Origin of the sequence: Yersinia sp. 2542 StPb PI (assembly GCF_048593855.1) — a bacterium.
In the GTDB taxonomy this organism is placed as follows: Bacteria; Pseudomonadota; Gammaproteobacteria; order Enterobacterales; family Enterobacteriaceae; genus Yersinia; species Yersinia enterocolitica_E.
On sequence record NZ_JAZGQA010000176.1, the window covers coordinates 1 to 8,718 of the forward strand.

The following is an 8,718-nucleotide window of genomic DNA, read 5'->3' on the forward strand; positions in this document are numbered from 1 at the left end:
GTCACTATAATTGCCCATAATACCAGCGTTCGCCTGAAAACCACTCATCCGGGTCGTCACCACCATAGTAGTCAAGTGTAATACCTAATTCCTGAACCCCATCTGGAAGAATAAGCCCCCACTCCCGGGCAAGGCTTCGTTCCCTGAGGAGTACCGATGAACCATTTTCAGAACTCCCCTCTGTAATGAAGCTTTGAAAGTATTCCTCTGAACGAAATAAACAGACCTCACTTGTAAACATATCCGGGAGGCAAATTACGGCAGTAATTCGAGGGATATCATCGCAATCTGCTGTGGCGAGCATCAAGTTGGAACAGGCATTGATCATGGCTTGCGCACACTCTGCCTTAACTTTCTGCTTGCTGTATTTTCCTTGAACAAGATTAATTTCTACAGGTATCTTGTAATTCCAGTAATGTTGCTCTTCCGGAAAAACGGCACGAACTGGGTTATGAAAAGTTTCAGACCAACGGTTAAGTGATTTTATACGACGGGGAATGTTTCGTATTTTGGTGCGGTTATCCCTACATAATCGCCTGCTCATATTTTTTAACTTCCTGCTTGTTCAGTTGGCTATAGCGTTGGTCGAAAATAACTTCACTGTAATTTAGCGACATATTTTGCACAAGAATGTCCGCTTCACGCCCTGAGACATTCGACAAGCTTTTTATGGCTTCAGTAAGGGCGAGTGTCGCGCTTCGAGAGCCAGCAAATACTTAGCTTCGTCGTACTGGGTTCTGGTCTTCCAGCAGCGGTAAATGATCCTTATCCATTTGAATGCCAGAGCCCGGATTGCAGATTGGTGAGATTTTCCTTTTTCTCGCAGTCCCTGATAATAAAGTCTGGCCCAGTATGATGAGGTAACCGTCTTGGTAGCCCATTCAACAAAGGTCTGCCTGACGAACTTGGCACACTGCCATCGCCAGTGAACCCAGGATTTCTGACCGCTTCGTTCTGTCACCGGCACAACACCTGCGTAGTTTTGAATTTCTTCAGCGCTGTTAAACCGGTCACGGTTATCACCAAGTGCAGCAAGCATCCGTGGGCCCATACACGGCCCCATGCCCGGAAGTGATTTGAACAGCCCCGCATCTGGCAATGTGTCAAACAGCGCTTCGATTCGTGCGTCATAGGTTTTGATGATTTCACTCACGACTTTAATTTGTGTCGCCAGTGCTGTTGCCATCAAAGCATTAGCCTCTATAACACTCGGGTCTGTCGTCAATGGGATCGCGTTATCAATACTCGCAACACGCTGCTCGGTAAGGGCTATTGCGCGGCCACCTTTGGCATTCAGAAAGTTGCGGATCGTGTCGCGCCTGGCTCGTTTCAGTTGTTGCAAACTGGGCCACCGGATAATCAGCTCACACAATAGTAAGCTACCTCGATGTGAGAACCACTCCAGTGGCTGAGGATAATACTGTTTAAGCGTGTTGATTATCCGGTTCACAAAACGGCGTTTATCTTCAACCAACTGACGACGTTGCTCAACCAGTTGCTGAAGTAACCGAATATCCGCATTGTCGGGTTCAATAGCTTTTATCTTCTGGGGGTAACGCAGCATTAACTCTAATGCCAGCTCGGCATCCTGCGGATCATCTTTAGCGCCGCTGGGCGAGAAGGCTTGCCGGTAACGAGCCAGGGACAAAGCGTGGACGGGGAAAACGGTGATAAACGGATATTTCTGAAGAGCATACACCACGGGGCCTTTCTTCAACTCAACGGCGATAGCGATCCTGCCTTTTACCTTCTGGTGTAACTCGGTAAGCCAGACATCAAGCGCTTCTGCTGTATGTTCAATCACATGGAATACGCGTTCACCGTTTTTAAACTGAACACAGACATCGTGTTTTTTATCGGCCAGTCCAGACCAACGTGCGCAGCAAATTGATTAGTCGCAGTCATCACCAACTCCTTTTCATCGGGGATTGGTATGCATTCCACGCTCTTCGAAAGAAATATAGCCAGCAGTTTATCTGCATGCCCTGAGTATTCGTTAGCGAACGTGGAGCACCTACTGGCTCGAAAGAAAAGCGGCGATCATCGCATGATTCTCGCTCAATATTCGTAACCAGTAAGCGCATACCCTGAATCACTTCAAAGTGTAATTCTCAGGGTGCGAATGACTATATATCGCTCGTAGCAGACGTTGAACTATCCAATAACATTACTGGAATGATCGCCATATGGTTAAAAAATACCGCAAATACCATCCTCCATTGACTAAAACTTCCGACAAAACACCTCCCACCTTGGCTCAAGATAGTCTGCGTTGATCGGCTTCTTCGTTGCCAACAACTGTTTCCCTTCAAGCTCAGTTAGGTCTTTATCTTCCTTAAGGGCTTCAGGGGAAAAATGAATACGCAGTGTCTCAGGGTCAACGGCACACATACCAGCATCAAAAAGCCGGTGAATGTCAGCGCGAAGCCACAAGCCATTGCTCCAGTGGTCAAAACCAGCCTTGCAATGCTCAATTAGATGGGCTGCTTCTCCCCTGCATTTGGTACGTACGCCAGTAACAACACATCTGTTCAGACAGTTTTGACGGACAGTATTGCTGAACCTTATCTGATCTGGCCGGGATGCTGAGCCATAGTAGCGATTCCCAAAATGTTTGGCTGATACGGCCTCATCTAGGTCGTCACTGAGAGAAAACAAGTGTTCAGGCCGTAGCACCTTCAGACGCACCTCCCAACGAATGCCATCCCTTGTATGCTGAGTTGTAACTCGAGGGTCATCATCAGGCCATATTGCAATACCCTTTCGCTTCACTGCGAGTCTGAACTGGCGGGCGTCTGCATTGGTTCCCGTTCCTTTTGTCTGCATAAAGTGATGTACGCTATTAAATTCCTCATAGGCTTCTGATCCACCCACAGGGCGAACCAGAACTTTGTCCTTAATATCGCGGGGCAATTTATCCATCGTATTTTTATCAGTCGCCATAATGAGATACCCAGTGATTGGTTGAGTTTGCAACTATGTACAGAATTTTCTAGAGAAACCATAGCCAGCAGCTCAGTCAGCAATGGATAAATTCCTGACGTCGACCAGCCACCACACAAAGGATAGTTATGGACTATTTTCTTTTTAAAATCAAGTGCATATGATCCTCCACGTTTGAAGGTAGAACATCATTAAATTCGTCGGTCAGATATCGGTGCCGCATTTTTCTGGTTTTGAAAAAAAGTACACTCGAGCGGAGATCCGCTCCGCACAGGGACGTTTCAGACGTACAGTGATATCAAACTGGGAAAACCAGTGTGCTATTACCGGTACACGGCTCGCTCTCGAGGCCGCCCATATCGTTAGTCACGATAGCGGCGGTAATGCGAGTGTGGAAAACGGAATCTGCCTCGCTGCGGATTTGCATACGCTGCTGGATTCTGGCCACCTGCTTATTCTTAATGGCATCATTCGCCTGTCAGATGAAGCAAAAGGCGACCTCCGTTATGCAGCACTGGAAGGCACTATGCTACTAATACCTCGCGTAAAAGTCCGTTTCCCGGTACTTTAACGACATGAATTGAGGACGTAATGTCGTCATTCCGTTTCATCTAAGATGCATCAAATGTGAGATTTCTACTAAGGAGAGAACATGTATCTGAAGCACATCAGCGCACGCAACTATCGTGCTTTTGGAGATAGTGCATCCGCACCTGCACTCGACTGGGAGCTCAATCCGGGGCTAAATATCCTTGTAGGAGAGAATGATGCAGGAAAGACCTGTATCGTTGATGCTATCCGACAGGTGCTGCTGACGACCAGTTATGAAAACATCCGTCTCTTCGAGCAAGATTTTCACATTCACGGCGCAATTCGTTCTAATACCCTTTGTATCGAGGCCACTCTGTGTGGGCTAAGTACCGATCAGGAAGCTTCTGTCCTTGAATGGTTGACACTTGGTGAAGATGGAACTTGCTCGCTCATTCTGCATCTTGAGGCACGCTTTCACCCACCCCAGGCAACTAAGCGTTCACGTGTTGAAACAATTGTGCGAACTGGAGTAAATGGCAGTGGGCCAGAAGTGGGTTACGCGGTAAGAGAGCTGGTGCGAGCAACCTACTTAAGGCCCCTACGCGATGCTGAGGCGGAGTTAAGTTCAGGGCGCCAATCACGTCTGTCCCAGATTCTTGGAGCCCATAACCTTATTGCTGGGCAAGAGGTAAACGACTTCGATCAGACAATGCCAACTAACATTCCTACGCAACTAGTCGGTCTGATGGCGTTCACTCAGCACCACCTTGGTCAGCATCAAGTTATCAAAAGTGTAGAGAAGGACATCAACGACAACTACTTGAGCCAATTTGCATTTTCCGGAGATGCAATTCAGTCGCGCATCCGTATCACACCCAATCTAGCGCTTACACCTATTCTGGAGAAATTCGAGCTGTCGCTGCTTCCCGGAGCACACATTGATCCTGACGCTCGTTGCGCTCGCGGTCTTGGGTATAACAATGCATTGTTTATGGCTACTGAACTGGTGCTGCTGCGAGATGGCGAAGAACTGGGCCTCCTTCTCGTTGAGGAACCAGAGGCGCATCTCCACCCTCAGTTGCAAGAGCGCGTGATGGATCTCCTGAAAGAGCACTCTAACGATGATCAGGCGCATAAGCGGGTTCAGGTTATTATGACGACGCACAGCCCTTCTTTGGTATCAACTGCACGCATTGAAGATATAACACTGGTGCACAAGGCACAGACCTTCCCTTTAGCTGTCGGCAAAACGAAACTAAAGCGTACCGACTACTCTTTCCTTCGCCGTTTTATCGATGCAACCAAAGCGAATCTATTTTTTGCACGCGGTGTCATGATGGTGGAAGGGCCTGCTGAAGCAATCTTGCTACCAGCTATTGCAGAGATGTGTGGTCGCTCATTCTCAAAGCACGGTGTATCACTTGTTAACGTTGGAAATACCGGGCTTTACCATTACGCCCGCATTCTCCAGAGAGAAGGTACCGACCCGGATATCCCAATACCGGTCGTATGCCTGACAGACCGGGACATTGTGCCTGACGTAGCAAAAAGCTACGTCTCAAAACCCGCTCAGGGTAAGCGCTTCGATTCGGATTATGACGCTGATGAAATGAAGCAAGTCGTGCAAAGCAAAAAGGACCGTGCGGAAGGCGGTAACACGATCGTCTGTGTATCTGATAGGTGGACACTCGAATATGATCTTGCCCACTACGGTTGCGCTAAGCTGATGTACCTCGCCATTTCTCTTGCCGTAAAGGCTAAGTCACGCAATGAAAGGTTAGAAGAAAGCGACGAAGTTGAGACACTTGCAGCGGAAGAAACGAACTGGTTAGCGCTGGAGGCTGCGGGTAACTCCGATGAAGCTCTCGCTGCAATTATTTATCAGCCTCTTCAAGAGAAAAAAGCTTCGAAAGCCATAGCTGCTCAGTATGCAGCTGAGCTGGTTTCTACAGGTGCGTATGGCACGAATGACGAACTGTTCAATAAACTACCTCCATACCTGCAAACTGCACTATCACACCTGACGATAGATCTAAAATCTAAATCCTCTGCGGTGACGGGGGCTGTTACCGGAGCTGCCATATCGACTGGTGCAACTACGGCGGCAGTAACAACAGCCATGTCGGCAAGCTCTACCGTTCCGGCTAACGCGGCAACAAACGGTATCTAGGAGATCATAAATGAGTGCTGTCCATCTCTCTCCAGACGACTTAGTCGAACTGACGACGCTAGCCAGAGACCTGAACTTTGACGATGCTGAACGTCGTTCAGCCCTACTTGAAAACAGATCGCGTGATTTTAATGCAGTACCCGGAAGTGGGAAGACATCGCTGCTTGCAGCAAAACTTTTGTTGCTGGCTAGGAAATGGCCTCATGCACGCCGAGGCATATGTGTTCTAAGTCACACTAACGTTGCTCGCGATGAGATTGCACATCGCCTGGCGGGAACAGTTGAAGGAGCCCAGCTTCTGAGCTACCCCCACTTCATCGGTACTATCCATAGTTTCGTCAATCATTTCTTTGCAATGCCCTTACTACGTAGCCTAGGAATGAAGATTGATGTCATTGATGATCAGGTGTTCGCGGACAAAGCTCGCTCTCTACTTATGACGAGGAGATTTTCAAGCCTTCGCTTTTATCTGGAGAAACAGATGAATGGTGAAGGTATTGCTACTACGCTCTTCTATCGCACGGCAGAGCTTGGAGTGCATGTTGAAAGCGGCAGCCTACCCGCATCGCACACCAAATCATACGAATCCCTGATGACCCTCAAAAACATGCTGACGGGTCAGGGCATTTTTCGGCATCGTGACATGTTTGCATTTGCTGACCTAGCGCTCCAGACCTGCCCAAGACTTCTTGATGTTGTGCATCGTCGTTTCCCAATGGTGTTCATCGATGAGATGCAGGATACCTCTTGGGAACAAGAGTCCTTGTTGAATCGTATTTTCGATGGTCGGTCAGTGATGCAACGTTTTGGGGATATCGATCAGAAGATTCTCTCTGATGAAGAACAAGCTGAATTACTCACATTCCCACGTGCTGGGTATGGATGTATCAGTACTAGTAAGCGGTTCGGTAAAGCAATTTCCGATGCTGTAGGGTGTGTCCGTGTCAGTGGTGAGGCTGTTGTTGGTGAGGCCGAAAATGCCCATGCCCCAGTCCTGCTCTTGTACAAAACGGATAGTGCAATCAAAGTAGTCGAACGCTTTGGTCAAATCATTATTGACCAATTGAGCGAAGACAGCATTGGTGTGCGCGAGGTTAAGGCGATGAGCGCTCGCAAAACCGGTGAGGGTAACGTTGACGCAGGTCGTCATCTTCTTGATTACTGTCCAACCTATGGCGGAGACAAACTTAGTGCAGGAATACGCTCCGAAAGATTCTGGAGTCTAGTCGGTGATAGTAAAGAGACTTTGAAAGAAACATCTTTGAGTTCAAGAGTTTCTGACGTTCGCAGAGCTTTATTGCTTGTTCTGCGTGCAGCTGGGACATCGTTGGCGCAAGACATTCGTGATGCACGAGCGCTTCCACGAGCTGCAAATGCTGTTACACCCACTGGAACAATTGATAAGTTAACACGGCAGCTCGCATTGTCCGGGGAGGAACTTTGTTCAGATGGTCAGCGAGATGTACTGATATCGCTGCTCTACACGCAACTTAAGCCATACCTTCCAGAAGGGCTAATCCTTGAACAATTTAAGGGACTGAGCATTTTCGAAGACGCAGGCGATAGGGGAATGCTAAACACTTCTGCCTCGGCAAGATGTAAAATTAGTTTTCAAGGAAGAAGCCTTGATATTGGACTCGGTACGATTGCAGGGATGAAAGGCGAAACTCATGCCGCATCTTTAATCCTAGAATCCTACGGCGGAAGCAGTCGTAAGTTCGATGTCGCATTGGGACTCGAGTATATTGCAGGAATATCGATCAAAAACATCTCAAAGCTTCCAAAAACTCAACAGGCGCAAATGCGCAACCTTTACGTAGCAATGTCTCGACCAACGAAATTGTTATGCCTTGCAGCGAACGAAAGCCGCGTTTCGCAGACTTTGCGTGATGCGCTTGTAGTTAAAGGATGGCATATAGAAGAAGTGACTTGAAAAAATACATGTCAGCATGTGATCCATCCATTATCTTGATTAAGAAATGCTCGCATCTCACTCACAGCGACCGTTTTGTACACGAATGCTGGCAGTGTCGGGTATTACAAATATCACTATGTATTGTTCTGTATGGTAAAGGTGTGGGTGACTGTCTCTTGGATAGTTAGGTTATTGAAGTCAAGTTCATGGCTAAATATGGTTGATTTTTCTGTAAAAAAGAACGATTTTAGCACTTTACTATGTGAGAAAATAGGAGTTGGTATGGAATTTATGACTAGCACAATCCTTTCAGGAGTCCTTTATGACGGTTTTGTCAAAGGGGTTAAAATTTCGGCTGAGTTTTTAAAAGACAAGTTACAGGGATGGCTATTCGATGATGAATTGATTGAAGAATTAGCAAATAAGTTAAAGCAGCTTGATTTAGACGAGTTAGGTCAACATGCAATAAAAAAGCGTCTTGAAAACAATCAAGAGATAATAAAATGCATGCAAAATATCAAGCAAGAACAATCAATTGGTGTGGTTAGTCAAAATCACTACGGTACTGGCGATAATGTCGCGGGAAACAAAGTTATCAATAATGGAAAATAATGGCAAATAATGGAAAAACAAATTCATACAGGTTCAGGGGATAATGTTGCTAATAATAAAATTGTTAACATCATTAACAGCATAGAACCAAAAGATATTAAAGGGTTTATTGCCTATTTCATGCAGGATATTTCGCACAGAAAAATATCTGATGCAGAAAAGAAGATTGATTCCATTACAAACATAGATGGTTTAGACGGTAATGTTAAATCAATATTAAATGCATTGAAGATCAAAGCTGATCTCATCCGAGAAAAAAAGGGTTTACAAAAACAAGAACTGCAAAATCTCGTGAGAAATAAAACATTAGATTATGACGTTTTGGACGTTGCTTTCTCGATACTCCTACACTTTGAGTCCAAAGTTCAACTAGATTCTGCGAGGAATAGATATTTTTCTGCAGAGAGAATTGGGCCATATTCTAATGAGATTTTTTTTGAGCACTTATCAACTGGCGATGAAATAGTTGCATCATTTAATAATCAAGATAAATTTAATTTCCTAGAGCATGAGATTTTAGGGTTAATTAGAGGTTCATTAAGAAACA

7 protein-coding genes and 2 pseudogenes are annotated in these 8,718 nt (G+C 46.2%); 5 read left to right on the forward strand and 4 right to left on the reverse strand.

Going from position 1 to position 8,718, the window contains the following annotated elements:
* Nucleotides 1-4: 4 nt before the first annotated feature.
* The 4 genes and pseudogenes from V1952_RS17325 to V1952_RS17340 all read right to left on the reverse strand — a co-directional run bounded on the left by V1952_RS17325 (nt 5) and on the right by V1952_RS17340 (nt 2,943).
* Nucleotides 5-544, reverse strand: coding sequence for a DUF3916 domain-containing protein (locus V1952_RS17325; protein WP_050089661.1), 540 nt, complete (start codon nt 542-544; stop codon nt 5-7).
* Complete coding sequence (locus tag V1952_RS17330; RefSeq protein ID WP_420075198.1) at nt 525-662, reverse strand: hypothetical protein; 138 nt, start codon at nt 660-662, stop codon at nt 525-527. The genes V1952_RS17325 and V1952_RS17330 overlap by 20 nt, the downstream gene beginning before the upstream one ends.
* Before the next feature lie 5 nt (nt 663-667).
* Nucleotides 668-1,905, reverse strand: a pseudogene (locus tag V1952_RS17335) (IS110 family transposase).
* Between the two features lie 318 nt (nt 1,906-2,223).
* Nucleotides 2,224-2,943, reverse strand: coding sequence for an HNH endonuclease (locus V1952_RS17340; RefSeq protein WP_420075199.1), 720 nt, complete (start codon nt 2,941-2,943; stop codon nt 2,224-2,226).
* Nucleotides 2,944-3,235: 292 nt separating this feature from the next.
* On the opposite strand from V1952_RS17340, the gene V1952_RS17345 reads away from it, so the two are divergent.
* The 5 genes and pseudogenes from V1952_RS17345 to V1952_RS17365 all read left to right on the forward strand — a co-directional run.
* The gene (locus tag V1952_RS17345; protein ID WP_420075200.1) at nt 3,236-3,514 is read left to right on the forward strand and encodes an HNH endonuclease; all 279 of its coding nucleotides are present in this window, start codon (nt 3,236-3,238) and stop codon (nt 3,512-3,514) included.
* 81 nt (nt 3,515-3,595) lie between these two features.
* On the forward strand, nt 3,596-5,644 hold the full coding sequence (locus V1952_RS17350) for an ATP-dependent nuclease (protein ID WP_420075201.1): 2,049 nt from the start codon (nt 3,596-3,598) through the stop codon (nt 5,642-5,644).
* A gap of 10 nt (nt 5,645-5,654) precedes the next feature.
* Entirely contained in the window at nt 5,655-7,577 is a 1,923-nt protein-coding gene (locus V1952_RS17355; RefSeq protein WP_420075202.1) for a UvrD-helicase domain-containing protein, read from the forward strand.
* A gap of 264 nt (nt 7,578-7,841) precedes the next feature.
* Entirely contained in the window at nt 7,842-8,171 is a 330-nt protein-coding gene (gapS6a, locus tag V1952_RS17360) for a GapS6a family protein (RefSeq protein WP_420075203.1), read from the forward strand.
* Nucleotides 8,172-8,180: 9 nt separating this feature from the next.
* Nucleotides 8,181-8,718, forward strand: a pseudogene (locus tag V1952_RS17365) (hypothetical protein); the annotation flags it as partial.